Origin of the sequence: Aeromonas sp. s7(2024), from assembly GCF_040907825.1 — a bacterium.
Lineage (GTDB): Bacteria > Pseudomonadota > Gammaproteobacteria > Enterobacterales > Aeromonadaceae > Aeromonas > Aeromonas veronii.
Genome location: NZ_JBFOCM010000005.1, coordinates 1 through 26616 on the forward strand (window position 1 = coordinate 1; position 26616 = coordinate 26616).

General features: G+C 59.9%; 22 protein-coding genes and 1 pseudogene. 10 read left to right on the forward strand and 13 right to left on the reverse strand.

Translation table 11 applies throughout. The features are described from left to right. The first annotated feature begins 68 nt into the window (after nucleotides 1–68). The gene (locus AB5Y73_RS00725; protein WP_026141915.1) at nucleotides 69–1049 is read left to right on the forward strand and encodes an IS5-like element IS5 family transposase; all 981 of its coding nucleotides are present in this window, start codon (nucleotides 69–71) and stop codon (nucleotides 1047–1049) included. A gap of 354 nt (nucleotides 1050–1403) precedes the next feature. Here the strand turns inward: AB5Y73_RS00725 and AB5Y73_RS00730 are convergent, their stop codons facing one another. The 3 genes and pseudogenes from AB5Y73_RS00730 to AB5Y73_RS00740 all read right to left on the reverse strand — a co-directional run bounded on the left by AB5Y73_RS00730 (nucleotide 1404) and on the right by AB5Y73_RS00740 (nucleotide 4775). Then, nucleotides 1404–1703 carry a hypothetical protein gene (locus AB5Y73_RS00730; protein ID WP_181497355.1) on the reverse strand — a complete coding sequence of 100 codons (300 nt, stop codon included), beginning with the start codon at nucleotides 1701–1703 and terminating at the stop codon, nucleotides 1404–1406. Further along, nucleotides 1696–2988, reverse strand: a pseudogene (locus AB5Y73_RS00735) (replication endonuclease); the annotation flags it as partial. The pseudogene AB5Y73_RS00735 and the gene AB5Y73_RS00730, both read right to left, overlap by 8 nt. 287 nt (nucleotides 2989–3275) lie before the next feature. After that, nucleotides 3276–4775, reverse strand: a complete 1500-nt coding sequence (locus AB5Y73_RS00740) for a sodium:alanine symporter family protein (RefSeq protein ID WP_181497354.1) — start codon at nucleotides 4773–4775, stop codon at nucleotides 3276–3278. A 348-nt stretch (nucleotides 4776–5123) separates the two neighbouring features. On the opposite strand from AB5Y73_RS00740, the gene AB5Y73_RS00745 reads away from it, so the two are divergent. Beyond that, the gene (locus AB5Y73_RS00745; protein WP_107683091.1) at nucleotides 5124–5561 is read left to right on the forward strand and encodes a GNAT family N-acetyltransferase; all 438 of its coding nucleotides are present in this window, start codon (nucleotides 5124–5126) and stop codon (nucleotides 5559–5561) included. 76 nt (nucleotides 5562–5637) lie between these two features. Next, nucleotides 5638–6402: a zinc-dependent peptidase gene (locus AB5Y73_RS00750; protein ID WP_220128979.1), complete on the forward strand. Its 765-nt coding sequence runs from the start codon at nucleotides 5638–5640 to the stop codon at nucleotides 6400–6402. A gap of 81 nt (nucleotides 6403–6483) precedes the next feature. On the opposite strand, the gene AB5Y73_RS00755 is transcribed toward AB5Y73_RS00750, so the two are convergent. The 9 genes from AB5Y73_RS00755 to AB5Y73_RS00795 form a co-directional block, all read right to left on the reverse strand. After that, nucleotides 6484–7080, reverse strand: a complete 597-nt coding sequence (locus AB5Y73_RS00755; RefSeq protein ID WP_107683089.1) for a GPR1/FUN34/YaaH family transporter — start codon at nucleotides 7078–7080, stop codon at nucleotides 6484–6486. Between the two features lie 256 nt (nucleotides 7081–7336). After that, nucleotides 7337–10339: a DUF748 domain-containing protein gene (locus AB5Y73_RS00760; RefSeq protein WP_279499205.1), complete on the reverse strand. Its 3003-nt coding sequence runs from the start codon at nucleotides 10337–10339 to the stop codon at nucleotides 7337–7339. Between the two features lie 52 nt (nucleotides 10340–10391). After that, nucleotides 10392–11153, reverse strand: a complete 762-nt coding sequence (locus AB5Y73_RS00765; protein ID WP_107683087.1) for an ABC transporter substrate-binding protein — start codon at nucleotides 11151–11153, stop codon at nucleotides 10392–10394. Nucleotides 11154–11189: 36 nt separating this feature from the next. Next, nucleotides 11190–11600, reverse strand: coding sequence for a MerR family DNA-binding transcriptional regulator (locus tag AB5Y73_RS00770; protein ID WP_107683086.1), 411 nt, complete (start codon nucleotides 11598–11600; stop codon nucleotides 11190–11192). Between the two features lie 2 nt (nucleotides 11601–11602). Continuing rightward, entirely contained in the window at nucleotides 11603–12571 is a 969-nt protein-coding gene (locus AB5Y73_RS00775) for a hydroxymethylglutaryl-CoA lyase (RefSeq protein ID WP_107683085.1), read from the reverse strand. After that, nucleotides 12568–14538 (reverse strand): biotin carboxylase N-terminal domain-containing protein, encoded by a 1971-nt coding sequence (locus tag AB5Y73_RS00780; RefSeq protein WP_107683084.1) that lies wholly within the window; start codon nucleotides 14536–14538, stop codon nucleotides 12568–12570. The genes AB5Y73_RS00775 and AB5Y73_RS00780 overlap by 4 nt, the downstream gene beginning before the upstream one ends. Further along, on the reverse strand, nucleotides 14535–15389 hold the full coding sequence (locus tag AB5Y73_RS00785) for an enoyl-CoA hydratase-related protein (RefSeq protein ID WP_107683083.1): 855 nt from the start codon (nucleotides 15387–15389) through the stop codon (nucleotides 14535–14537). The genes AB5Y73_RS00780 and AB5Y73_RS00785 overlap by 4 nt, the downstream gene beginning before the upstream one ends. An 11-nt stretch (nucleotides 15390–15400) precedes the next feature. Further along, complete coding sequence (locus AB5Y73_RS00790; protein WP_107683082.1) at nucleotides 15401–17002, reverse strand: carboxyl transferase domain-containing protein; 1602 nt, start codon at nucleotides 17000–17002, stop codon at nucleotides 15401–15403. Next, nucleotides 16999–18141, reverse strand: coding sequence for an isovaleryl-CoA dehydrogenase (locus tag AB5Y73_RS00795; protein WP_201957353.1), 1143 nt, complete (start codon nucleotides 18139–18141; stop codon nucleotides 16999–17001). The genes AB5Y73_RS00790 and AB5Y73_RS00795 overlap by 4 nt, the downstream gene beginning before the upstream one ends. 305 nt (nucleotides 18142–18446) lie before the next feature. Here AB5Y73_RS00795 and AB5Y73_RS00800 point away from each other — a divergent pair, with 305 nt between their 5' ends. The 7 genes from AB5Y73_RS00800 (at nucleotide 18447) to AB5Y73_RS00830 (ending at nucleotide 26152) form a co-directional block, all read left to right on the forward strand. Then, complete coding sequence (locus tag AB5Y73_RS00800) at nucleotides 18447–19604, forward strand: acyl-CoA dehydrogenase family protein (protein WP_201957351.1); 1158 nt, start codon at nucleotides 18447–18449, stop codon at nucleotides 19602–19604. A gap of 140 nt (nucleotides 19605–19744) precedes the next feature. Further along, on the forward strand, nucleotides 19745–20527 hold the full coding sequence (locus tag AB5Y73_RS00805) for an enoyl-CoA hydratase (protein ID WP_005345131.1): 783 nt from the start codon (nucleotides 19745–19747) through the stop codon (nucleotides 20525–20527). A gap of 18 nt (nucleotides 20528–20545) precedes the next feature. After that, nucleotides 20546–21658 (forward strand): enoyl-CoA hydratase/isomerase family protein, encoded by a 1113-nt coding sequence (locus AB5Y73_RS00810; RefSeq protein ID WP_279499644.1) that lies wholly within the window; start codon nucleotides 20546–20548, stop codon nucleotides 21656–21658. 51 nt (nucleotides 21659–21709) lie between these two features. Further along, nucleotides 21710–22630, forward strand: coding sequence for a 3-hydroxyisobutyrate dehydrogenase (mmsB, locus tag AB5Y73_RS00815; protein ID WP_323915270.1), 921 nt, complete (start codon nucleotides 21710–21712; stop codon nucleotides 22628–22630). 52 nt (nucleotides 22631–22682) lie between these two features. Then, entirely contained in the window at nucleotides 22683–23462 is a 780-nt protein-coding gene (locus tag AB5Y73_RS00820) for an SDR family oxidoreductase (RefSeq protein ID WP_279499643.1), read from the forward strand. Between the two features lie 358 nt (nucleotides 23463–23820). Next, nucleotides 23821–25257, forward strand: coding sequence for an arginine-ornithine antiporter (gene arcD, locus AB5Y73_RS00825; protein ID WP_005336921.1), 1437 nt, complete (start codon nucleotides 23821–23823; stop codon nucleotides 25255–25257). A gap of 106 nt (nucleotides 25258–25363) precedes the next feature. Continuing rightward, entirely contained in the window at nucleotides 25364–26152 is a 789-nt protein-coding gene (locus AB5Y73_RS00830) for a sulfite exporter TauE/SafE family protein (RefSeq protein WP_279499642.1), read from the forward strand. 65 nt (nucleotides 26153–26217) lie between these two features. Here AB5Y73_RS00830 and AB5Y73_RS00835 read toward each other — a convergent pair. Further along, nucleotides 26218–26616, reverse strand: a 399-nt coding sequence (locus AB5Y73_RS00835; protein ID WP_368147166.1) for a transposase, incomplete at its 5' end; no start/stop codon positions are given.

The following is a 26616-nucleotide window of genomic DNA, read 5'->3' on the forward strand; positions in this document are numbered from 1 at the left end:
GGAAGGTGCGAACAAGTCCCTGATATGAGATCATGCATGTCATCTGGAGCCATGGAACAGGGTTCATCATGAGTCATCAACTTACCTTCGCCGACAGTGAATTCAGCAGTAAGCGCCGTCAGACCAGAAAAGAGATTTTCTTGTCCCGCATGGAGCAGATTCTGCCATGGCAAAACATGGTGGAAGTCATCGAGCCGTTTTACCCCAAGGCTGGTAATGGCCGGCGACCTTATCCGCTGGAAACCATGCTACGCATTCACTGCATGCAGCATTGGTACAACCTGAGCGATGGCGCGATGGAAGATGCTCTGTACGAAATCGCCTCCATGCGTCTGTTTGCCCGGTTATCCCTGGATAGCGCCTTGCCGGACCGCACCACCATCATGAATTTCCGCCACCTGCTGGAGCAGCATCAACTGGCCCGCCAATTGTTCAAGACCATCAATCGCTGGCTGGCCGAAGCAGGCGTCATGATGACTCAAGGCACCTTGGTCGATGCCACCATCATTGAGGCTCCCAGCTCGACCAAGAACAAAGAGCAGCAACGCGATCCGCAGATGCATCAGACCAAGAAAGGCAATCAGTGGCACTTTGGCATGAAGGCCCACATTGGTGTCGACGCCAAGAGTGGCCTGACCCACAGCCTAGTCACCACCGCGGCCAACGAGCATGACCTCAATCAGCTGGGTAATCTGCTGCATGGAGAGGAGCAATTTGTCTCAGCCGATGCCGGCTACCAAGGGGCGCCACAGCGCGAGGAGCTGGCCGAGGTGGATGTGGACTGGCTGATCGCCGAGCGCCCCGGCAAGGTAAGAACCTTGAAACAGCATCCACGCAAGAACAAAACGGCCATCAACATCGAATACATGAAAGCCAGCATCCGGGCCAAGGTGGAGCACCCGTTTCGCATCATCAAGCGACAGTTCGGCTTCGTGAAAGCCAGATACAAGGGGTTGCTGAAAAACGATAACCAACTGGCGATGTTATTCACGCTGGCCAACCTGTTTCGGGCGGACCAAATGATACGTCAGTGGGAGAGATCTCACTAAAAACTGGGAATAACGCCTTAAATGGCGAAGAAACGGTCTAAATAGGCTGATTCAAGGCATTTACGGGAGAAAAGATCGGCTCAAACTGAAAAAATGAAATGACTGAGTCAGCCGAGAAGAATTTCCCCGCTTATTCGCACCTTCCCTATCGCTTGGCCCGGTACTAGACCAATAGACTTTTCAGCTGAAGGTAAGCCATACCAGTTAAAGTATCGTTGGATACTGTGGTTGTACCGATATGATAAATGGTGCAACGTGCCCAGTCACTTTTCCTGCCTTGTCGATGGTGGATGTCCAGTGGATGGTTATGCTGTGCCAGTGGCCTCTCTGAGTGATGGTGAGGGGGGGACAGTGTCATTCATGATTTTTTTGGTCAGCAATAGCTTGAGGAAGAGGGGGGAGGCCAGTGCGTTCCGATCGATAGATCCGGCGCATCATGGCGATAGCCACACCTCTTATATGCGGTGTTTGTTCTTGCAACCATTCAAGCATCAAATCCTGTGGCCATGCCGGTGTGCCGTCAATTTGGGGCCCCATCCGGTAAATCTGGCTTTCCAGAGCATTATATTGTGGCGCCGTAAGCGGTTTATAGGTATGCGATGTATCGGGCAATTCGCCCAACAGGGCTTCCAGCTTGGAAAAAAGATCAATCACAGGCTACCTCGCTCATCAGTTCATCAAACCGTGGGTTTTCCACTTCGTGTCTGTCTGCCCAGTCTAATTTATCAAGTACTCGCCAGAGTTCACATTGATATGGGTTGGGCAGCTCTGCGATCCACTGATGGCATGCTGTGAATCCGCAAGTGTTGAAGATTTCATAGCAATCCATTACCAGCGTTGGCCAATGCTCATCATCGGGGGGCACGGTGTCGGGTTGTTCATCCGGCTCAGGTACCCCGACCATTGCACGCAGCCATTCCAATTCTATCAGGGGCTCATCATAGTCCGATGGGACCATACGGCCTGATTGCACCTGCCCGTTCTCCAGCCAGAGGGTGTAACCGTCTGATCTGACGCAGGCCCCAGCCCGCAATCGCTCGATAGAGAAGGGCGATAACCCCCATTGTTCCCTCATGATCTGGTCTGTGAAGGCATCAGGATCCGGCCGCGTACAGTTATTGTCAGAGCTCCAAGGTGCCGGGCTGTCGCCCGTCTTAACCCCAACCCCCCTCGCTGCAGCCTCGGTGGCTTTCTTGGCTTCATGGGTGCCGGCAGGCACAATTTCCCACCCTTGCAGGCGGGTCTTGATACCCAGGCGAGCGGAGGTAATGCCCATCAGGCGCTTGATGTCTTCGCCATAGCAGTTGGTTTGCTCCTCGATGAGGTGGGCCAGCTTGATGGGGTGTTCGGCACGGGTGGCCAGTGCGCCGCCCATGGCGTGCAGGTAGCAGCGGAAAATGCCGTTATCTGCGGCAAAGCGGGCCGCCTCAAAGCGCGGGTCTTGCAGCACTGGCTTTGGCGGGCCAACCAGTTCGGCATGCTTCTTGGCATTGCTGATGCGGCGCAGCTCGCGCCATACACCGACCGGGGCACCTCCGATCTGCTGGAAGGTGCGAATGCCCCACCAACTGGCCTAGGCGACGGCGTGCAGGGCGCTCTCATCGGCGGCGGTACCAGCCTCTTCGTCATCGTCCAGGTAGGCGCCGTCGATGTTCTTGGCAATGTATTTGGCGATATAGCCCGCGGCATCGCCCTTGGCCGGGTCTATCTCTTTCCAGTCGAAGCGGGGAGTAAAGTCGGTAAAGGGTGGGGCGCCCTTGATATCCTGTACCAGCTCTTCGTGGTCATCGGTCAGGGCATAGCGTTGCAGGATACCGATCACCCGGTTGCGATCTTCCGGGCGCATAAATAGCAGCAGGTGCCAGTGCGGGGTGCCGTCGTGGTGAGCCTCGCACACACGAAATCCATATACGGGGGCGTTCCACCGTTTGAGAGCGGCCACTTGATATTTCATCAGACGATGAGATACGCCCACTTTGCACCGGATTATCTGAATGACGCTGTCCGCTTTAACCCGTTGGAAAACCATCTTCAACCAGCGTGATTTCCCCCGGGAATGGGCAGAAAAAAGTGTCCACATTTTGCCAATTTGGGTGTCTTTTCACGTCCCAAAGTGTCCCCTTGTGGGGCACTTAACTCCTTGATTTAAACATAAGCCATTGAATTTAAAGAAATAAAATGGCAGCCGAGGCTGCCATGTTTATTGATCTCTTATGTCGTTCTGGTTCAGGAGGTCTTGCGATCCTGATCCGGCTCGAACTGATGGCCCGATTTCTCCAGCTCCAGGTTCTCTTCGGAGCGTTTGCCCACCCAGTAATCGGCGTTCTTGATGCCGAGCTTCTCCGGGTGGAATACGGGGTCAATACCTTGTGCCTGCTGCGCTTCATAATCCTTCAGACAGGTGAAGGCGGTCTTTTGCAGCAGCAGGATGGCGATGATGTTGAGCCATGCCATCAGGCCAACCCCGATATCACCCATGCCCCAGGCCAGATCTGCCGTCTTGACGGTGCCGTAGACAGTGGCAGCCATCAGCGCAATCTTCAGCAAGAAGGTGAGCCAGGGGCGATTAATCTTGCGGTTGATGTAGGCGATGTTGGTTTCGGCGATGTAGTAGTAGGCAACGATGGTGGTGAACGCGAAGAAGAACAGCGCGATGGCCACGAAAATGCTGCCAAAGCCCGGCATCATGCTCTCCATGGCGGTCTGTACATAGCCCGGGCCGGCAGCGATACTGGCAATACCCGTGTAGATGGCGGCGCCGTCCGGCCCTTGTACGTTATAGAGACCGGTGATCAGCAGCATAAAGCCGGTGGCGGAGCAGACGAAAAGGGTGTCGATATAGACGGAGAACGCCTGCACCAGACCTTGCTTGGCCGGGTGACTCACTGCCGCCGCAGAGGAGGCGTGCGGTCCGGTACCCTGACCCGCTTCGTTGGAGTAGACCCCGCGTTTTACCCCCCACATGATGGCCAGACCCAGAATGGCACCGAAACCGGCATCCAGACCGAAGGCGCTTTTCCAGATCAGCAGGATCACGCCCGGTAGCTGGCCGATATTGAGGGCGATGATGACACAAGCCACGATGATGTAGCCCAGCGCCATAAAGGGCACCACGGTACTGGCGAAGCTGGCGATACGCTTGACGCCGCCGAAGATAATAAAGCCGAGCAGCAGCGCCAGACCGGCGGCGGTGACGTTCGGATCAATATTAAAGGCGGTCTGCAGGCTGGAGCCGATGGAGTTGGCCTGTACGCCCGGCAGCAGCACGCCGCAGGCGAAGACGGTAGCGATGGCGAAGGTCCAGGCGTACCACTTCATGCCAAGCCCTTTCTCGATATAGAAGGCCGGGCCGCCGCGGTATTCACCATTGATCTTCTCTTTGTAAACCTGACCCAGGGTGGACTCCACGAAAGCAGAGCTGGCGCCGAGGAAGGCGACCATCCACATCCAGAACAGGGCGCCCGGGCCACCGAAGGTGATGGCGGTGGCCACACCGGCGATGTTACCGGTACCCACGCGACCGGCCAGGGTCATGGCCAGCGCCTGGAAGGAGGAGACACCGGCATCGGTGCTCTTGCCATCAAACATCAGGCGCACCATCTCTTTGATATGACGCAGTTGCAAAAAACGGGTGCGCAGGGAGAAGTAAAGACCGACCCCCAGACACAGGTAGATGAGCGCAGGGCTCCAGATTACACCATTGATGGCATTGACGATTTCATTCATGTACAACAACTCCTTTGTTGTGTTTGTGGCGCTGTCTTGGCGAGATCTTGGCCTCGCTCTCTGTCACTGTTTTCGGCCCTGTTTGTTAACAATCCAGTTAACAAATGAGCGCGAGGTTGAGGGGTTAAGCAGAGCGCAAACACGCGCCATGCATGGCTTGTAACATATCTAGTTGTATCGGTGCTTCCCAGCGAAAAATGTTGTCTTGTTGCAAATTTGTGAATTGACAAGGGTGGGGGGATAATGGCAGGCAGCGTTTTCTATGAGTAAAGATGAGATCCTCCTTGTTGATCTGCGCCAGACAATGTGACGGGCGTAACACAATGGAAAGCAAACATGAGGCCAACAATGAAAAATGACCCTGAGACGTTGACGATCCGTCCCCCTGAGGACGACGACGGGAGCGCAATCGCCCACCTGTTCACCCAATTGGGGTATCCTGCCGAAGGCGCTGACGTGACGGCGCGCCTGTTGGCGCCGGATCCCGCGAGCGTTGTGCTGCTCGCATCCCTGGCCGACAGAGTGGTCGGCGTGCTGGTGTGGCACAAGCTGGCACCACTGCATGTTGCACCAGCTTGGGGCCTGATCTCGGCGCTGGTTGTCGATGAAGGGGCAAGAGGGGCGGGAGTGGGCGCAGCCTTGCTCAAGGGCGCTGAAGCGATGGCGCGGGCCGCAGGTTGCGCCCAGCTGGAGCTATCCAGCAGCCTCAAGCGTGAGGCGGCTCACCGTTTCTATCTGGCGCAGGATTATCAGGAGCGGCCGAAACGGTTCGTCAAACTGTTGTGACCTGTTGTTTGCATCAAAAGAAGGAGTAGGCGTGCTGGGATGGTTCAAATGGCTGGGTGGTCGCCCGCAAACGCCCATGAGTGAGGATGAGTTGGCGCTGTGGCGTCAGGCGCTGGCAGCAGTGCCCATCTTGCAAGGGCTCAGCGATGCCGAGCAGACGACGCTTATCGGCTTGGGGCAACAGCTGCTCAAGCGCAAGACCCTGACCCTGATCGGGGTCGAGCTCAGCCCCCGCCAACAGGCGGTGCTGGCGCTGCAGGCGGCGTTGCCCATCTTGCACCTTGGCCTTGACTGGTATCGCGGCTTTCACGAAGTCATCATTATTCCCGAGCCCGTCACCCGGCGCCAGGAGGTGCAGGATGAGTTCGGGCTGGTGAGCGAGTTTGAAGAGGAGAACGCTGGTGAATCCTGGCCGCAAGGGCCGCTGGTGCTGGCCTGGAGCGAACTGCAGCAAGATGGCGACTGGGACGGCTTTAATCTGGTGATCCACGAGCTGGCTCACAAGCTCGACATGCTGGGCGGTGAGGCGGACGGCGCGCCGCCGTTGCCGGGGCAGATGAGCAGCCAGCTGTGGCAACAGGCCTTTCAGGCCGCCTTCGATGAGCTGTGCCAGCAACTCGACCGGGACGAAGTGACCGCCATCGATCCCTATGCTGCTGAACATCCTGCCGAGTTTTTCGCCGTCTGCTGCGAGTGTTTCTTTACCGATCCGCTGCGACTGCAGCAGGTCTATCCCGCTGTATACCGGCAACTGAGCCAGTTTTTTAGCCAGGATCCCGCACTGCGTTTCCCCGCGACCCGCTTGCTGGCGGGGGAGGTGGACGCCGGGTCACTTAGCTGATAACCGATCGGTTGAATGGTTATTCGAGATAGCAAAAAGGCACCCGAGGGTGCCTTATTCACAATCTGAGTGGCTTGCCTATCAGGCAGCGGCTTTCAGCTGTACGGCGGCGGCTTTCTTGTGATCGCCGATCGGCATTACGGTGCGGCCGAACTGCTCGTTGATCACGGTGGCCATTGCCAGGTAGATGGCGCTGGCGCCACAGATGATGCCTTCGAAACCGGCGATGGTGCCGATCAGGGTGCTGCCGGTGAAGTCACGGGCGGCCAGCAGGAAGAACAACACGGTCAGGGAGGCGAACACGAACTGCTTGGCGCGCGGGTAGTTGATGGTGCCAACCAGCATGAACAGGGTGAAAATGCCCCACATCAGCAGATACCAACCCATGTAGGCGTGCGGAGTGGCTTCGGCCAGACCCATGGTCGGCATGATCAGCAGGAACACCAGGCTCAGCCAGAACAGGCCGTAGGAGGTGAACGCGGTCACACCGAAGGTGTTGCCACGCTTGTACTCCATGATGCCAGCAATGATCTGGGCGATGCCGCCGTAGCACAGGCCCATGGCCAGGATCATGGCGCTGATGGGGAAGAAACCTGCGTTATGGATGTTCAGCAGGATGGTGGTCATACCGAAACCCATCAGACCCAGAGGGGCAGGGTTGGCCAATTTTTCGCTCACGTGGCGTTCTCCAAAAATAGAGGTGGGGGTTAACAAAAGACGCGCGATTTTAGGCAGGCTGTGGCGCGCCCGCAAGGGGGCAAGGGGGATAAATCGTAAAAAAACTACGTGATTATTTGCATCAGAGGCCAAATGCTCACCAAGGCAGGCTGTTTGGTGAGCAAAAGGTGTCAAAATAGTTGAGAGGTTGTATTTTTATTACGCATTTACGCATTTACGCATTTACGCATTTACGCATTTACGCAGTGCGGCGGCCTTACTGATCCAGTGTCAGGATCACTTTGGCTTCCTTGTCTTCTTCCTTGACCTGGCTGTCGAGCACGAACAGCCGCTCCGGGGCGATCCTCTGGCTGTCGACCAGAAACTCCTTGGTATTTTGCGCCCGGCGCATGGCGAGATTGCGCAGGGATTTGGCGGTGATGAGCTGCTGATCACGCAGCAGGATCACCGCCTGGGCCCGCAGTGCTGCGCTCTCTTCATCCAGATGGAGGCGATCGGCCAGATCATCCAGATCTTCGCCAAAGCGCTCTTCATAGGCTTGGGCCAGCGCCTCTTGCAGGGCGGGGTCCTGTTCCAGCAGGTCGAGATCCGCCTGATTGCCGGTGAGCTTGGCCAGTACCCGCTCCAGTTTTTGCCGTTGCAGGATGGGGCGCTCCTCGTTGAAGTTGACCTTGCCGCGAATGTTCATGCTGAGCTTGGGTCTATCCTTGAGGGCCTGCGCCAGCTTGACCAGTTTCTCCTGCTGGGTGGGGGTGAGATCGGGATCCCCCGGCAGGAAGGGAAGTTCGTCGAGATCTTCGGTGCCATCGGCCAGCGAGGCGAGCAGGGAGAAGGGGGAGGTGATCGCCTTGCTCAGGGTGTTGCCCAGCACATCCCAGAAGATATTGCCGATGCTGAAGTCCGGTTGATCGAGATCGCCCTTCACCTTGAGGTTCATCTGTATCACCCCGTTGGCATCGCTTAGCAGGGCGATGGCCAGCCCCAGCGGCAGATCCTTGGCCTGATCGCTCTTGATCTTCTCGCCCAGTTGCAGCTTCTTGATGGTGATGTCGTTATCCCCCTCCAGCCGGTTGCCCTCCAGCTTGTAGTGCAGCTTCATGGAGAGCTGCCCCTTGTCGATGGCATAACCGGCATAGGTGCCCGAATAGGGGGTGAAGGTGGTGAGTTCCAGATTGTGGAAAGCGACCGCGATGTCGAGGATCGGGTTGGCGACCAGCAAGTTGGTGCCGCCGCTAATGGTCACTGGCGCATAGCGATCCACCTTGCCGTTGAAGGCGAGATCGGAGCGTTGCCCCGGAATATTGCTGATATGACGGCTCTGACCGCCCAGCGAGGCGATATCGGCCACAAAATCCTGACTCAGGCTGCGATCGGCAAAGCGCAGGTTGCCCTGCTCGGTGCGCAGCTGGTCGATGGTGAAGCGAAAGTCGGGAGCCTTGCTGCCTGCCGTCGCGTGAGTGCTGTTGGCTGCCGCCGGTTGCGGCAACAGCAGCTGTTGCAAGTTGGTGGTGCCATCCTCGTTGATCTCGATGCGGGCGAAGGGCTTGTTCAGGGCAATGTCCTTGATCCGCATCTGCTGGCTGATGCCGTCGTACGTCAGACCGGTGAGAGCCAGGGTGTTGAACTCCAGCAGCCGCTGATTGTCTGCCCGATCGACTACTTTGAGCCCGTTGATATCGAGCCCCCCCTGCAGGGTCAGCTTGCTCAGATCTCCCTGGGCGGTGGTGGCGAGATCAAGGCGGGTCTTGCTGCTCAGCAGCCCGTTTTGCACCTTGATGCGTACCAGATCGGCCAGATAGGGCTGTGCCAGCGTCAGGGGCAGCCCCTGCTGGTTGATGTCGCCGCTTAAGGTGAAAGGAGTCAGGGTCAGTTGGCCATCAAAGGCGAGGGGGCTGCTCTGGTTGAACTGGGTGGCCAGAGTCAGTTTGCTCGGTTGCTCCCCCTTGCTGCCCAGTGGCCCCAGCGCCAGCTTGAGGCCGGAGAGCTGGCGTGCCTGCGGTTTGCCGCTACTCGATTCGGTGAGGGTGAGATCGCCCTTGTCGATAAGGATCTGCTTGATCTGCCACTGCCAGGGTTTGTCTGGCGCATGTTTCTTGCCGTTACCGGCTGTCTTTGCTTGTTGTGCCGACTTGGGCGCCGCATTGTTGGCCACCTCGTTTGCGGCGTGGGCCCCTTTGACGGGCTTGGCGGGAGCCTGTTCAATCAGCAAGTCAGCCAGATCCAGCTCCTGCTGTGGGTTGAGGGTGGCCTTGAGCAGGGGCTGTTGCAGGGTCACCTTGCCGATCTGGAGCGACTGTTTCTGGCCATCGACCGCCAGCTCGCTAAGGGCCAACTGGCCGAAGCGGGCAAATTCGTCGCCCTTGTGTTTTTTAAGCAGCCAGTTGTCCAGCGTCAGCTTGCCTTTGGACAATTGCCACAGTACCCCTTGCTTACCCTCTTTAAGCTGGTACTCCACCTCTGCATTGGCGTGGCCCTTGGCCAGATCCAGCTTGAGATAGGGTGCCCAGAGCGGGGCGAAGGGTTTCAGCTCGACCTGCTTGAGGCTCACCTTACCCTGACCCATGCCGCTCATCACATCGAGTTTGCCGTGAGCGGCGAGGCTGCTTTTGCCGTTGATGGCGGCGCTCAGCTGATAGGCGGTCGGGTGATTTGCCTCGGTGCGCAGGTTATCGATCTTGAGGGTCACTTTTTCCAGATTGAGGGGCGGCAACCAGCCGGGTTCGCTCTCCTTGCGCTGATCCTGATAGCGCACATGCCCGTCAGTGACATTGACGCTGGCGATGTCGACCAGTAGCGGGGCGCTGGCTGTCTCGGGCTCGGGGGCGGGCGCAGGGGTGAGCTGGGTCGCCAGCGCATCGGTCAGATTGAGTCGAACATCCCCCTTTTTGTCTGCCAGCCGTTGCAGCTGCACCACGGGTTTGGTCAGGGTGACGGCGGAAAGCACGACCCCTTTCTGCTGCCAGCTGGCTTGCAGGTTTGGGGTGATAAAGAGCTGTTCAAAACCGATGATGGTCTGCTGCTTGGCATCGAGCAGGGCAGTCGCGCCGAGGGAGATAGAAGGGTTGCGCAGACCTACGTCAATCTCCCCTAGCGTCAGTTGCAGGCCATAGTGCTCGGCCAGCCAGCCGGGCAGATAGCGCTGGATCAGATGGGGGGTTTGCCACAGCAGCAGAGTGATCAGGATAAGAAACAGCAGGAAAGCGTAGGCAAGGTAGCGCAGCAAGCGGAGCTTGGGGGACGCGGGCTCGGTGGTGTTCATTTGGTGCACTCCCATTTGGTTCCCGCCATGGTACAGAAAAGCTGGATAGTAATCATGGGGTTGCGTGCTGTTGTACGCCGTACTTTGTCCAAAGGCGATCCAGTTCACCCTTTTGTTGCAGCGCTGCCAGCCACTGTTCCAGCTGGGCAGGGGTAATGGGGGCCTCAGGGTGAAGGATGGCGCGGTGCTGATACTGTTGATCCCATTTTTGCGAGATCAGCAGCTGGTCGGCGGTGTCGGGATTGGCCTGCAGATACTGGTTAAGGTACGAAATGTTGAGAATGGCTACCTCGCCGCGCCCTTTGAGTAGCGCTTGCAGGGCGCTGACGTTGTCTTTGACCAGGGTGAGATTGAGCTTGCGCTGCAGGTAGACGGGATCGGCATTGAACTGGCCCACGCCGTAGTGGTAGCCGGTCACCCCGATAAGATGATGCCGAGAGGGGTCATCGAAAAAGCGCTGGTCCCGGCCCGTTTTGTTCAGGGCCACATAGACCTCACCACCACCGAGAAAGGGGGCTGTTATCTTGAATTTATCTGTGTCCCAGCCCCACTTGGTGTCTTCAAACAGCATCAACGAGAAACGGCCCAGATCGAGCGCCTTGTAACGGTTGGCGGCCGAGGTGGGAACAAACACGAATCTTACCTCTTGCTGGATCTCGTTTAGCTTGGCGATGAGGTCCAGCGTCAGCCCTTCATAGCGGGAATCGGAGAGTTTGACCACAAAGGGGGCATAGGGGTATCCGCCAACCTTGATGAGGGGATGGCTCCAGCCAGAGAGGCTGAACAAGAGCAAAAACCAGCACCAATATCTCATGGGATCCCCAGGGCAATAGCTTGCTCCCAGATTCGGTTAATCTGCGCCAGTTTTCAAGCTGTTAAGGGAATTAACACAGCGCTGTTCGGCGGCTTCCAGCTCGGCCATCACCATCTGGATATCCTCCAGCTGTTGACGCAGGGCACTGCGCTTGCTTTCGATCAGTCTGATCATGGAGTTGAGCTGGTTTTTGCTCGATTTGTCGGTGTCGTACATATCGAACAGCTCGCGGATCTCGGCCAGGCTAAACCCCAGCCGTTTGCCGCGCAGAGTCAGCTTGAGCCGGATCTTGTCCTTGTGGCTGTAGATGCGGGTCTGCCCCTCCCGCTGCGGGGTGAGCAGCCCCTCGTCCTCGTAGTAGCGGATAGTGCGCGGCGTAACATCGAACTCATGGGCCAATTCCGAAATGCTGTAGGTGATCTCCTTGCCGAGCAGGGAACGGGACATGGTTATGACTCCTGTTGCTGGGAGTGTGGCTGGCAGAGGCGGGCACGCAGCCGCTCTGCATTGGCGTGCAGGGCCTGACCGACCCGCGAGCCGTTGGGGCGAGCGAGCTGCTCGCTCACCCACTGGCCGGTGGCCGCCAGTTTGTCGAGATCCACCCCGGTCGTCATGCCAAGGCCGTGCAGCAGGTAGACCACCTCTTCTGACGCCACATTGCCGGAGGCGCCCGGCGCATAGGGGCAGCCGCCAAGCCCCGCCACCGAGCAGTCGATGGTGCGAATGCCACGCTCCAGCGCGGGTAGCAGGTTGGCCAACCCCTGACCGTAGGTGTCGTGAAAATGGACCGCGAGTCGACCCGCCGGGATCTCGTGCAGTACCGCATCCAGCATGGGGGCCACGGTGCCCGGAGTGCCGACGCCGATGGTGTCCCCCAGCGAAATTTCGTGGCAACCGAGATCCAGCAGTTGCTCGGCCATGGCAGCGACCCGTTTCGGGCGGGTCGGGCCATCGAACGGGCAGGCGATGACGGTGGAGAGGTAGCCGCGCACCTTGATGCCGAGGCGGCGAGCTTCCTGCACCAGCGGGGCGAAGCGCACCAGCGACTCCTCCACGCTGATGCCGATATTGGCGCGGGTAAAACCGTCGGAGCAGGCGGTGAAGAGACCAATCTCATCGGCTCGGGCGGCAATGGCTGCCTGCAAGCCTTGCAGATTGGGCACCAGAGCGCCGTAACGGGTTGAGCCCTTGCGTGGCAGTGCCTCGAACAGCGCTGCGGAGTCCGCCATCTGCGGCACTTTTTTGGCAGAGACAAAGGCACCCACCTCGATGCGCTGCAGGCCGCTGTCGGTAAGGCGCTGGATCAGCTCCAGCCGCTGTACCAGGGAGAGGGGCGCAGCTTCATTTTGCAGGCCATCTCGCGGCCCCATCTCCACCAGACTGACCCTGTCGTCACGGACGTCCTGTGATCGGTTCATGGGTGATCCTCCTGTGAAGCAGTCTCTTCGGCAAAGCGCACCAGCACGGTTCCCTGGCTTACCTGCTCGCCTTGTTTGCACTGCAGGGCTTCAATTACCCCGTCCCGCTCTGCACGCAACTGGTGTTCCATCTTCATCGCCTCCAGCACCAGCAGGGGTTGCCCCTTGCTGACTGTTTGCCCCTGCTCGATCAGCACGGCTACCACTATGCCGTGCATAGGCGCGATGGCGCCCTGCGCCTTCTCGTTTGCCTGCTCATGGTGGTGGCTGTGCTGTCGATCATCGGCCGCGAAGCGGATGCGCTGGCCCCCCAGGGTCATGATGAAGGTTGCCTCCGAGCCTTCGACCGTCTGAATGGGGATCTGTTGCCAGCAGCCACCCTGCTGCAGCCGGATATTATCGTCACCTCTCTGGTAGCAATGAGTCTCCCCTTGCCACTCAAACTGGCCGCCATGATCGTGAAGGGTCAATACCCGGTGCTCATCACCGATGCGCACCGCCGCGGTCCAGCAGCGATCCGGCCCCAGCCGAAATCCGCAGGCTTGCTGCCAGGGGGAGGTGCCCGCAGGGCGGCTCGCCAGCCAGAGGGTGGCCAGCGGCCAGGCGAGCTCAGGAATGGGCTGTGCTGTGGTGGGGATGGGCCATTGGGTATGGTGGCCCATGGCCAGGACGTCAGGCTCTTCACACAGGCGCAGCAAGAGCGCGCCGTTGTGCATCAGCGGCCCGAGATCCAGCGCCGCCAGCGCATCGGCCAGTTTGGCGAACGCCTCGGCGCGACTCTGGCCGTGGGAGATCAGCTTGGCGATCATGGGATCGTAATAGGGGCTCACCTCATCACCAACGGTAACGCCGGTGTCGATGCGCACGCCAACGGGCCAGTGGAGCCAGTGGATAGGCCCGCTGGCGGGCAGAAAACCGGCCGCCACATCCTCGGCGTAGAGGCGCGCCTCCACCGCATGGCCGCGCAGCACCACCTCATCCTGAGTCAGTGGCAGCGGCTTGCCCTCGGCCACTGCCAGCTGCCAGGCCACCAGATCCTGCCCGGTCACCGCTTCGGTGACCGGATGCTCTACCTGCAGCCGGGTGTTCATCTCCATAAAGAAGAACTCATCCTTGCAGAGCAGAAACTCGATGGTGCCCGCCCCCTGATAGTGGATGGCCTTGGCTGCGGCCACGGCTGCCTCCCCCATGGCGCGGCGCAGAGCCGGAGGGATATCGGGGGCGGGCGCCTCTTCGATAACTTTCTGATGGCGTCGCTGCAAGGAGCAGTCCCTGTCCCCCAGATAGATGGCGTTGCCGAGGCTATCGGCAAAGACCTGTACTTCCACATGGCGAGCTTGGGGCAGATAGCGCTCCAGCAGTACCAGATCGTCACCAAAGGCAGCCTTGGCTTCCCGTTTGACTGCCGCCAGCGACTCGTGAAAGTCGGCCAGCTGATCGACCCGGCGCATTCCCTTGCCACCGCCGCCACTGGCCGCTTTGATAAGCAGCGGGAAGCCAATCAGGCTCGCCTGATCGCGCAAGAAGTCCGGTCGTTGATCCGTGCCGTGATAGCCGGGCAGCACAGGTACGCCGGCAGCCTGCATCAGCGCCTTGGCCCCCGATTTGTCGCCCATGGCGAGAATGGCGTCGCCGCTTGGGCCGACAAAGCGCAGGCCGCGCTGTTCGCAGGCGGTGGCAAAATCGCTGTTTTCCGACAGAAAGCCGTAACCGGGATGGATGGCATCGGCGTGCGCCTCTTTGGCAATCTTCAGCACCTTGCCGGTGTCGAGATAGCTCTCTCTGGCCGGTGCGGGCCCCAGATGCCAAGCCTCATCGGCCAGACGGGTATGCATGGCATGGGCGTCGGCGTCGGAGTAGAGGGCGATGGTGTGAATGCCGAGGCGTTTCGCCGTCTTGATGATGCGCACGGCGATTTCGCCGCGATTGGCGATCAGCAGGCGTTTAATCTGAGTGTGATGGGTCATGTCTCATCCTTGAAACGGGGACGCCAGGCGGGAGGGCGTTTGTCAAAGAAGGCCTGCATCCCCTCCTGGGCTTCGAGTCCCACCCGAACCCGGGCGATGGTCTCGACGGTTTTCTCTTCGTGCAGGCGGGAAGGATGGGCTTCTATGGCCGCCAGCAGCCGTTTGGTCTCTTTCATTGCCTCCGGCCCGTTGCGGCACAGACGAAGGGCCTGCGCCCGCCCCTCCGCCAGCAGTTGATCCGGCTTGCAGAGTTGGTGTGCCACATTGAGCCGACAGGCGGTAATGGCATCGAACGGCTCGGCACTGAGCATGTAGCGGCGCGCCTGACGCATTCCCATGGCGCGTACCACGTAAGGGCTGATCACCGCAGGCACCAGACCCAGGCTCACCTCTGAGAGGCAGAAGCGGGCATCATCGCTGGCCAGCACCAGATCGCAGGCGCAGATGAGGCCCAGTGCCCCGCCATAGGCGGCCCCTTGCACCAGCGCCACCGTAGGGAAGGGGAGCTCGTCGAGGGTCTGCATCAGCCGCGCCAGTACCCGGGCGTCTTCGCGATTGTGTTCGAAATCGGCGTGGGCCAGATTGCGCATCCAGTTGAGATCGGCGCCCGCGCAAAAGTGTTTGCCTTCGGCACGTAGCAGCAGGGCGTGAGGGCGTTCGGCGAGATCATGACCATGGCGATGGGCCAGATCATCGAGACAGTCGAGCAGCCCCAGCATCAGGTCGGCATCAAAGGCGTTGTGGCGGGACGGGCGCGACAGCACCAGCTCGGCCAGCGGGCCGTGCCGCTCCAGCCGAAACGGGCCCTGTGTTGAAGAGCCAAGTGCTGAGGAAGTAAGTGGATCTGACATGGGTTTGCTCCTTACATCCGGAAGATGCCGTACTGCTCGGGTTCAATGCGGGCCCCCTGACAGGCGGCGAGCGCCAGTGCCAGTACGGTGCGGCTCTGGGCCGGGTCAATGACGCCATCATCCCAGAGGCGGGCGCTGGCGTAGTAGGGGTGACCCTGCCGCTCATACTGCTCGATCACCGGGGCACGGATGGCGGCCGCCTCCTGCTCGCTCAGGCTCTTGCCCTCGGCAGCCAGCTTGTCCCTGCGCACCTGCATCAGCACCCCGGCCGCCTGCTCGCCCCCCATGACGGAGATGCGGCTGTTGGGCCAGCTAAAGAGAAAATCGGGTTCATAGGCGCGGCCGCACATGCCGTAGTTGCCGGCACCAAAGCTGCCGCCGACGATCAGGGTGATCTTGGGCACCCGGCTGCAGGCCACTGCGGTGACCAGTTTGGCGCCGTGCTTGGCGATCCCCTCCTTTTCTGCGCGGCTCCCCACCATAAAGCCGGTGATGTTCTGCAAAAAGATCAGCGGGATGGTGCGGCGGTTACAGAGCTGGATAAAGTGGGCCCCCTTCTGGGCGCTGTCGCTGTGCAGCACGCCGTTGTTGGCGAGGATCCCCACCTCCATGCCGCAAATACGGGCAAAGCCGGTCACCAGTGTGGTGCCGAACAGCGCCTTGAATTCGTCAAAGTCAGAGCTATCCACCAGTCGTGCAATCAGTTCGCGGGCGTCGTAAGGGCGTTTGAGGCTGGTGCCCACCAGACCGTAGAGCTCCTCTATGGGGTAGCAGGGGGGCTCGTAGCCGGGGCTGCTCTCTATCGGCTCGTTACCCAGATGAGTAACCAGCGTGCGGGCGATGGCCAGCGCATGGGCATCGTCACGGGCCATATGATCAGCAACTCCCGAGTGGGCGCAGTGTACCTCGGCGCCGCCCAAGGCCTCGGCGCTGATCTCCTCGCCGGTGGCGGCCTTGACCAGCGGCGGACCCGCCAGAAAGATGGTGGCCTGCTCCCTGACCATGATGGATTCATCAGCCATGGCGGGCACGTAGGCGCCGCCAGCGGTGCAGAGCCCCATCACCACCGCCAGTTGAGGGATGTTTTGGGCCGACATGCGGGCCTGGTTGTAGAAGATGCGGCCAAAGTGATCCCGGTCGGGGAACACCTCGTCCTGCATCGGCAAGAAGGCGCCTCCGGAATCCACCAGATAGAGGCAGGGGAGACGCAGCCGCTCGGCGATGGTCTGGGCGCGCAGGTGTTTTTTCACCGTGAGCGGGTAGTAGGTACCACCCTTCACGGTGGCGTCGTTCACCACCAGCATGCAGAGCCTGCCCGAGACCCGGCCGATGCCGGTGATGATACCGGCGGCGGGGACCGGCTCGTCATAGACCTGCCAGCCAGCCAGCGCCGAGAGTTCGAGAAACGGGGAGCCCGGGTCCAGCAGCTGATTGATGCGCTCGCGGGGCAGCAGCTTGCCACGGGCCAGATGGCGGGCGTTGTTGGCCGCGCCGCCCCCTAGCGCGATCTCGGCAATGCGAATATGGAGATCGTCGACTAGCCCCTGCATGGCGGTCCGATTGGCCGCATATTCCGGACTCGCCGTGTCGAGGCGGGAGTGGATACGACTCATGCATTTTCTCCCATCAGCTCGCGGCCGATGAGCCAGCGGCGGATCTCCGAGGTGCCGGCGCCGATCTCGTAGAGTTTGGCGTCCCGCAGTAGGCGGCCAGTGGGGTATTCGTTGATGTAACCGTTGCCGCCGAGCAGCTGGATAGCATCGAGCGCCATCTGGGTGGCGTTTTCGGCGGCAAACAGGATGGCTGCGGCGCAATCTTTACGGCTGGTGCGCCCCTGATCGCAGGCGCTCGCCACCGAGTAGACCAGCGCCCGGCTGCTGGCGAGGCGGGTATACATGTCGGCGAGCTTGCCCTGCACCAGCTGGAACTCGCCGATGGCTTGACCAAACTGCTTGCGCTCACGCACATAGGGCAGCACTACATCCATGCAGGCCTGCATGATGCCAAGGGGGCCCGCAGCCAGCACCACCCGCTCGTAATCGAGCCCGCTCATCAGCACCTTGACCCCGCCGTGCAGGGTGCCCAGCAGGTTTTCCTGCGGCACCCGGCAGTTGTCGAACACCAGCTCGCAGGTGCTGGAGCCGCGCATCCCGAGCTTGTCAAGCTTCTGGGCGGTAGAAAAACCGGGAGTGCCAGCTTCAATGATAAAGGCAGAAATTCCTTTGGGGCCCGCACTGGTATCTGTCTTGGCATAGATGACGAAGGTGTCGGCATCGGGTCCGTTGGTGATCCACATCTTGTTGCCGTTGAGCACGAAGTGATCGCCCTCGCGCTCCGCGGTGAGGCGCATGCTGACCACATCGGACCCGGCTCCCGGCTCGCTCATGGCCAGCGCCCCCACATGCTCGCCGCTCACCAGCGGGGGGAGGTAGCGTGCTTTTTGCTCCGCCGTGCCGTGGCGGTGGATCTGATTGATGCAGAGATTGGAGTGGGCGCCGTAGGAGAGGCCGACCGAGGCGCTGGCGCGGCTCACCTGCTCCATTACCAGCACGTGGGCCAGATAGCCGAGGTTCACCCCGTCATACTCCTCCGTCACCGTGATGCCGTGCAGCCCCAGTTCACCCATCCGGGGCCAGAGATCACGGGGGAAGGCGTTGCTCTGATCGATCTCGCTGGCGCGCGGGGCGATCACTTTCTGGCAGAAGGCCGCAACCTGTTCGGTCAGGGCATTCAGGGTCTCATCCATCTGCATTCATGCTCTCCTTGCGGATATGACAGTCGGGTAGGAAGGTGGGTTCGACCGGCTGACTCGGCTTCAAGGTTGGCAGTGGTCGGTCCATTTTTGTACTTCACTTCTGTCACAAGTTTACGTTAGCGTAAACGTAAATCAATTGTTAATCTGTTGTGTGTCGATAAAGCGGTGGTAGTGAGATCGTCATCAGCTACCACGACAACAGCGCCATAGTGGCAGATCCGACTGACGCAGCGTGTGGGCGCCGCGTCATAAAGCACCAACTCAGGAAAATAAATGCGGGCAACAAGGGAGTGAACGACAAGATGGATTTTACCCTGACCGATGATCAACAGGCGTATGTGGAGGCGGCCGCCGCCTTTGCCGATGAGGCGCTCAAACCCCATGCCGCGCGCTGGGACAAGGAGCATGAGTTTCCGATCCCGACCATCAAGCAGGCGGCCGGGCTAGGTTTTTGTGGTCTCTATACCCCGGAGCAGTTTGGCGGATTGGGGCTGCCGCGCCTCGATGCGAGCCTCATCTTCGAACGCCTCGCCATGGGCTGTACCTCGACCACTGCGTATCTGACCATTCACAACATGGTGAGCTGGATGCTGGGTAACTGGTTGCCCACCGAGGTTGCCAAGGAGTGGGTGCCCAAACTGGCCAGCGGCGAGCTGCTGGGCTCCTATTGCCTCACCGAGCCGGGGGCTGGCTCCGATGCGGCGGCACTCAAGACCTGGGCGGTGCGCGAGGGTGGCAATTATCTTATTGAGGGAACCAAGGTCTTTATCTCGGGCGCGGGCAGCAGCGATGTGCTGGTGGTGATGGCCCGTACCGGTGGTGAAGGTGCGAAGGGGATCTCAGCCTTTATGGTGCCGGCTAATGCCCCCGGCGTGAGCTATGGCAAGGCAGAAGAGAAGATGGGCTGGAACAGCCAGCCGACCCGGGAGGTTGTTTTCAACGGGGTTCGCATTCCTGCCTGTTATCGGTTGGGCGAAGAGGGGGAAGGATTCAAGTTCGCCATGCAGGCCCTCGATGGGGGGCGCATCAATATTGCCACCTGTTCGGTGGGCACCGCCCAGCAGGCGCTGGACGATGCGCTGGCTTATGTGCAGCAGCGCCAGCAATTTGGTCACCCGATCAGCGAATTCCAGAGCGTGCAGTTTCGCCTGGCCGACATGGCGACCGAGCTGGCTGCCGCTCGCCTGCTGGTACGTCAGGCCGCCGACAAGCTGGATCGCGGGGCACCCGACAAGAGTGCCTGGTGCGCCATGGCCAAACGTTATGCTACCGATGTGGGTTATCGAATCTGTGATGAGGCTCTGCAACTCTTTGGCGGCTATGGTTATATCCGCGAGTATCCGCTCGAGCGCTATCTGCGCGATACCCGGGTACACCGCATTCTGGAGGGCACCAACGAGGTGATGCGACTCATCATCGCGCGCCGCATGCTGGCCGATCCCGGCTTGTCGCTGGGCTAACCGGTGGTCGCATCAAGGGTGTGTTGCCTGCCACCCGATTTGCACCATGCCATGCCGGTTTCGGCTTTGTGAGCCAGCCACAGGTTGGCGTCATTCAAGCCTGTCATCATGGCGGCAGCTTCATCGACAAGGACAAGGTTATGACAAGGATCAGACTCGAATATCATGGCCACGTGGCCTATATCACCCTCGACCATCCCCCTGCCAACACCTGGACCCTCGCCAGCCTGCAGGCCTTTTTGCAGATGATGGTGGAGCTCGACAGTCGTCCCGATGTGGTGGCGCTGGTGATCCGTGGTGCGGGCGACAAATTTTTCTGCGCCGGTGCCGACCTCAATATGTTTGTCGAGGGGAATGTCGAGCTGGCCCGCGAAGTAGCCGAGGCCTTTGGCAAGGCCTTCGAGGCGCTGGCCCGTTTTCACGGCGTCAGTATCGCCGCCATCAATGGTTATGCCATGGGCGGTGGCCTGGAAGTGGCGCTGGCCTGTGATATCCGCATCGCCGAGCAGCAGGCATTGCTGGGACTGCCGGAAGCCTCGGTGGGCTTGCTTCCCTGTGCCGGTGGCACCCAGCGCTTGACCGAGCTGGTGGGGCCGGGCTGGGCCAAGCGGATGATCCTCTGCGGTGAGAAGGTGAGTGCCTCGCTGGCCTACGAGATGGGGCTGGTGGAGGAGGTGGTGAAAACCGGTCAGGCGTGGGAGGCGGCGCACCAGATGGCCCATCTGGTGGAGCGCCAGAGCCCGAGCGCCCTGCGCGCCTGCAAAACCCTGATCAATCAGGGCCGCAGCGGCCCACGGGATGCAGCCTTGCCCCTTGAGCGAGCACTGTTTCTCGATCTCTTTAGCGATGCCAACCAGCGTGAAGGGGTGGCCGCCTTCCTGGAGAAACGCTTACCGCGCTGGCAATATGGCCCAACAGAGTAAACCCATACGGAGCTGTATATGAATGAGCCGGTCAAGGTTAGCTATTATCCCACCGAAGATGGTCATCAGATCGGGGTGTTGACCCTCGACAGCCCTGCGTCTCTCAACGCATTGAGCCTGCCGATGATCCAGATCCTGCAACAGACGCTGACCCGTTGGGAGCAGGATCCCGCCATCGTTTGCGTACTGCTGCAGGGGGCGGGCGAGAAGGCGTTCTGTGCCGGTGGTGATATTCGCTCCTTCTATTACCGTAAGCAGGAGGTGAGCGGATCGGAACTGTTTGAATATGCCCGCGACTTTTTCGAGCAGGAGTATCGGCTCGATCACCACATCCACTGTTACCGCAAGCCCCTTATCTGCGTGGCGGACGGCATCTGCATGGGCGGTGGGATAGGTCTGTTTGCCGGCGCCGATTTTCGGGTGGTGACCGAGAAGAGCCTGTTCGCCATGCCGGAGGTGACCATCGGCCTCTACCCCGATGTGGGGGCCAGCTGGTTTTTAAGCCGGATGCCGGGGCTGCTGGGGCTCTGGCTCGGTCTGACTGGCGCCCGCTTTAATGGCGCCGATGCCCTTGGGGTGGGGTTGGCGGATCACGCCATCGCCAGTGGCGAGCGCAGTGCACTGCTGTCACGCCTCGCCGTACTCGACTGGGCTGGCAGTGGTGATCCCCGTGAGCAGATCGATCAGCTCCTCAGAGGGTTGCATGGTGAGGTGGCTGCCCGCTTGCCAGCGCCAGTGCTGCTACCCCATCGACAGAAAATCGATGCCTTGCTGGCGGGACGCACGCTGCAAGGGGTATTGGCGCGGTTGTTCGAAGCTCAGTTCGATGAACAGGAGACGGTACTCCAGCAGGCGCAGCAGCTCTGCCGCACCGGCAGCCCCATCAGCCGTGCCATTTTGTGGCGTCAATATTGGCAGGCTCGCCGCAACTCACTGGCAGAGGTATTTGCCGAGGAGCTGACCCTCTCGGTCAACTGCGTGCTGAAGGGGGATTTTGTGGAAGGGGTGCGGGCACTGCTGATCGACAAGGATAAAGATCCCCGCTGGCAACAGTTGCCACCGGAGGGGGAGTGGCTGAATGAGTTCTATCGCTGGCCGCAGGGGCGCAATCCGTTGGCCTGCAAGGAATAACATCTTGGCAACCGGCGGAAGCCGCCATCAGCAACGCAAGGAGCAAGCGGGATGACAAGGATAGGGTTTATCGGGCTCGGCAACATGGGGGGCCCCATGGCGGCCAATCTGGCCAGGGCCGGGCATACGGTGCAGGTGTTTGATCTGGTTGCCCAAAACATTGAGCGCGCTATCGCTGCTGGCTGCATCGCCACGGGGGATGCCCGTGAGGCGGTGACCGGCTGCGAGGTGGTGATCAGCATGCTACCCGCGGGGGAACATGTGCGCGATCTTTGGCTGGGCGAGAGCGCCGGTGAGCGAGGCGGGCAGGATCTGCTGGCAGCCCTGCCGGTTGGTGCACTGGTCATCGACTGCTCCACTATCGATGTCGACTCTGCCCGTCAGGTCGGGGAGGCGGCCCGCGCGTGTGGTTTGCGCTTTATCGATGCCCCCGTATCGGGCGGTGTCGCCGGTGCGGCCGCCGGGACGCTCACCTTTATCGTTGGCGGCGATAGGGCGGATTTCGAGTCGGCGAAACCTCTGCTCGCCTGCATGGGGCAGAACCTGTTTCACGCAGGGACGCTGGGCGCCGGGCAGATCGCCAAGATGTGCAATAACATGCTGCTTGCGATCCATATGGCGGGTACTGCCGAAGCGCTGGCCCTCGGGGTGAAGGAGGGACTGGATCCCGCCGTGCTCTCCACCATCATGGGCAAGAGCTCCGGCAACAACTGGAGTCTGGAGCGCTACAACCCCTGGCCCGGGGTGATGGAGAATGTCCCTGCCGCCCGCAACTATCAGGGGGGCTTTATGACCCGTTTGATGGTGAAAGATTTGGGATTGGCCATGGCGCTGGCCGAGCATGGCCACAGCGCTGTGCCCATGGGGGCGCTGGCCCGCAACCTGTTCAACCTGCATGCCGCTCAGGGGCAGGGGAGCCGCGATTTCTCCAGCATCGTCGAACTCTATCTGGATAAACAGGATCCCGCCTGAAGGGCCACCTCTCTTCAAGGCATCTCTCTTCGACCAGCTACAAGGAGCATTGATGGATATCAAAGATAAGGTCATCGTTATTACCGGCGCTGGACGTGGCTTGGGACGGGCCATTGCGCTGGACTTGGGCGCACAGGGGGCGACGCTGGCGCTGCTCGACATCAATCGCACCGATCTGGAGGCGACCGCAGCCCTGGTGCGCAGTCAGAATGATCAGTGCGATCAAGATAGCCAGTGCGAGCTGTTTGTCTGCAATGTGGCAAGCGAAATCGAGGTTGAGTCGGTTTTTGCCGCCATCAAGGGGCGCTTTGGCGTGCTGCACGGTCTTATCAACTGCGCCGGTATTTTGCGCGACGGCATGCTGATCAAGGTGAAAGAGGGTGAGCTGGTGGAGAAGATGACGCTGGCCCAGTGGCAGAGTGTGATTGACGTCAACCTCACAGGTACCTTCCTCTGCGGTCGCGAGGGGGCGGCGCTGATGGCGCAAGGGGGGCTGGGGGGCGTCATCATCAACATCTCCTCTATCGCCCGCGCCGGCAATATTGGCCAGAGCAACTATGCCGCCAGCAAGGCGGGGGTTGCCTCGCTGGTGGTGACCTGGGCGCGGGAGTTGGCGCGCCATGGCATTCGGGTGATGGGGATTGCCCCCGGGGTATTTGCCACCGACATGACGGCGGCGATGAAGCCGGAGGCGATGGCGCGGATGCAGCAGGCCATTCCGGTCGGCACCCTTGGCGAGGCGCAACAGCTGGCCGAGACGGTGAGCTTTATTTTTGCCAACGACTATCTGTCGGGAAGGATGATAGAACTGGATGGCGGTTTGCGTTTATAGGGATTTACATAATGGGCCCCGGTGTTTCCACCGGGGCTTTTTTATGCAGATTATTTATACAGAGAGTACCTGAATGGCGATGCATAGGAACCATGCGAGTCAGGTTGTGTTAGCGGAAAAATGAGAAATATCAATGGGTCTTGGTTAATTTGAGCCAGCTCACAGGCCATATGGGTCAGTGCTGTAAAATTGCGCGCGGTCAAGGCGGTGCATGATTGACGGGACGAGGGATTGCGGTCGGAATAGTCATGCAATATAGTTGCCGCCTTTTTCACGGGGTCAGGATTCCCAGCCCCTCCCATATTGCGCGCAGTATGAATACGGACGCTCTGCCGCCGCCTAAATAAACAGGATTGAAATGGACAAGAAACTAGGGCTGGGCGCCCTCATTTCGCTGGTGATCGGCTCCATGGTCGGCGCCGGGGTCTTCAGTCTGCCACAAAACATTGCTGCGCATGCCAGTGCCGGGGCGGTCGCCCTGGGTTGGGCCATCACCGGTCTTGGCATGATCTGTCTCGCGCTAGTCTATCAGAACCTCTCCATGCGCCGCCCCGATCTCGATGGCGGTATCTTCAGCTATGCCAAAGCCGGTTTTGGCGATTTCATCGGTTTCAACGCCGCCTGGGGTTACTGGCTCTGCCAACTGCTGGCCAACGTCTCTTACGCCATCGTGGTGTTCAGCGCCCTGAGCTACTTCTTCGATACGCCGGACAACGTCATCTTCGGTGACGGCAATACGCCGGTGGCCATCACGCTGGCCTCCATCCTGATCTGGTCGGTGCATGCGCTGGTGCTGCGCGGGGTACAGGTTGCTGCGCTGGTGAATATCGTCACCACCATCGCCAAGATGGTGCCGCTCATCGTCTTCTGTGTTGCGATCCTGCTGGCCTTCAACATGGATACCTTCACTCTGGATATCTGGGGCCAGAACAACATGGAGCTGGGCTCCGTGATGGATCAAGTCAAGTCCACCATGAAGGTGACCCTCTGGGTCTTTATCGGGATTGAAGGGGCCGTGGTGGTCTCTGCCCGTGCCCGTCATCGCAAGGATGTGGGCCGTGCCACCGTGCTGGCGCTGCTCGGCGCCCTGACACTCTATGTGATGGTTACCCTGTTCTCGCTGGGTGTCATGAGCCAGCCGCAACTGGCGGCGCTCAAGAACCCTTCGACCGCCATGATCCTCGAGGCCGTGGTCGGCCCCTGGGGCGCCTGGCTTATCAACATTGGTCTGGTAGTGTCAGTGATGGGGGCGCTGCTCAGCTGGACCGTGCTGGCCGCTGAAGTGCCCTACATCGCAGGCAAGACCGGTGTGTTCCCGGGCTGGTTTGCCAAGGAGAACAAGAACGGCTCGCCGCAGGTGTCCCTCTGGTGCTCTACCTGTCTGGTGCAGATCTTCCTGATCATCATCTACTTCCAGAGCAGCACCTATCTGGCGCTGGTCAACATCGCGACCTCTGCAGCGTTGGTGCCCTACGTTTTCTCCGGTGCCTATGGCCTGAAGCTGGCATTGAAAGGGGAGACCTATCAGGGTCAACCTCATCAGCGCAAGCGTGACCTGCTGCTGGCTCTGGTGGCGACGGTTTACGGCTGCTGGCTGGTCTACGCTGCAGGTGTGGAGTACCTGTTGCTGGTGGCGCTGCTCTACAGCCCGGGCATCTTCATCTACTGGAAGGCGCGTCAGCATCACGGTCTGCGTGGCCTTAACCGGCTGGAGCAGGGGATGACGGCGGCCCTGCTTGGCTGTGCCGTGCTGGCCTTCTACAAGGTGATGGACGGTACCATTCCACTGCACTAACCGGCACAATGAAGAGATGGCCCTCGCGCCATCTCTTTTTTTTTCATGCAGATATCCACTGTTGCCCGGCCGTGTTGGCCAGTTTTTGTTTAACACAGGAATTTTTATGCTGTTTATGGGTTACCTCCTGCTGGGCGCCTTTGCCGGTATGCTGGCGGGGCTGTTCGGGATTGGTGGTGGATTGATCATTGTCCCCGTGCTGGTCATGACCTTTCGCGCCCAGGGCATCGACCCTGAAATCATTACCCATCTGGCCCTCGGCACCTCGTTGCCCACCATGATCTTTACCGGATTCAGCTCGCTTAGAGCACATCAGGAAGCGGGCGCCGTCGACTGGGTGATGATCCGCAGATTGGGGGCGGGCATGCTGGTTGGTGCCTGGCTCGGTGGTATGACGGCCAATCTGCTCAGTACCAGCACCCTCAATATCATTATCGGCTGCTTCGCCTGGAGCATGGCGCTACAGATGGGGCTCAATCTCAAGCCCAAAGCGGAGCGCCATATGCCGGGGGCGCTCGGCACAGGCATCGCCGGTACCATCATTGGCTGGATGTCAGCGCTGTTTGGTATTGGCGGTGGCTCGCTGACCGTCCCTTATCTGAGCTGGAACTCGGTGCCAATGCGCAATGCGGTAGCGGCCTCTGCAGCCTGCAGCATGCCCATCGCGCTGGCGGGGAGTCTGAGCTACCTCTATGCGGGTTGGGGTCATGCCGATCTGCCCGAGTGGAGTGTGGGCTACATCTATCTGCCCGCCCTGCTGGGCATTGTGCTGACCAGTACCCAGTTCGCACGCATTGGCGCCAAGCTGGCACACCGCCTGTCACCAAGACGCCTCAAGCAGGCCTTTGCCCTGCTGATGCTGCTGGTGGGGGCGAAATTTATGCTGTTTAGCTGATTCATTCGGCAGATTGTGTCTAGTCCTGAAATAGGTGTACACATTTTCAACTAGCATTTCTCTACTCAGAACCCCCTATGTACCGCATCGGGGGTTCTGTATTTCAACGTATGATGCAGCCGCTCCGCGTTGTATATATCCACAGCTTCACGCACCATCTCCCGCGCTTGCGTCAAATCCTGCGGGCTTTGCAACAATAACTCTCCTTTCAAAATCCCGTTCACCCGCTCCGCCAACGCATTCTGGTAACAATCATACCCATCCGTCATCGAGCATTTCACCCCGTACCGTTCATGTAGTGACTGATACAGCCCCGAGCAATACTGCACGCCGCGGTCCGAGTGATGGATGAGTTCACCGCCGCCACGTCGTTGCTTCAGCGCTTTCTTGAACGCCATCGCCACCGATTCGGCGTGCATCCCTTCGTGCACGTGATGGCCCACTATCTTGCGTGAGTACGCATC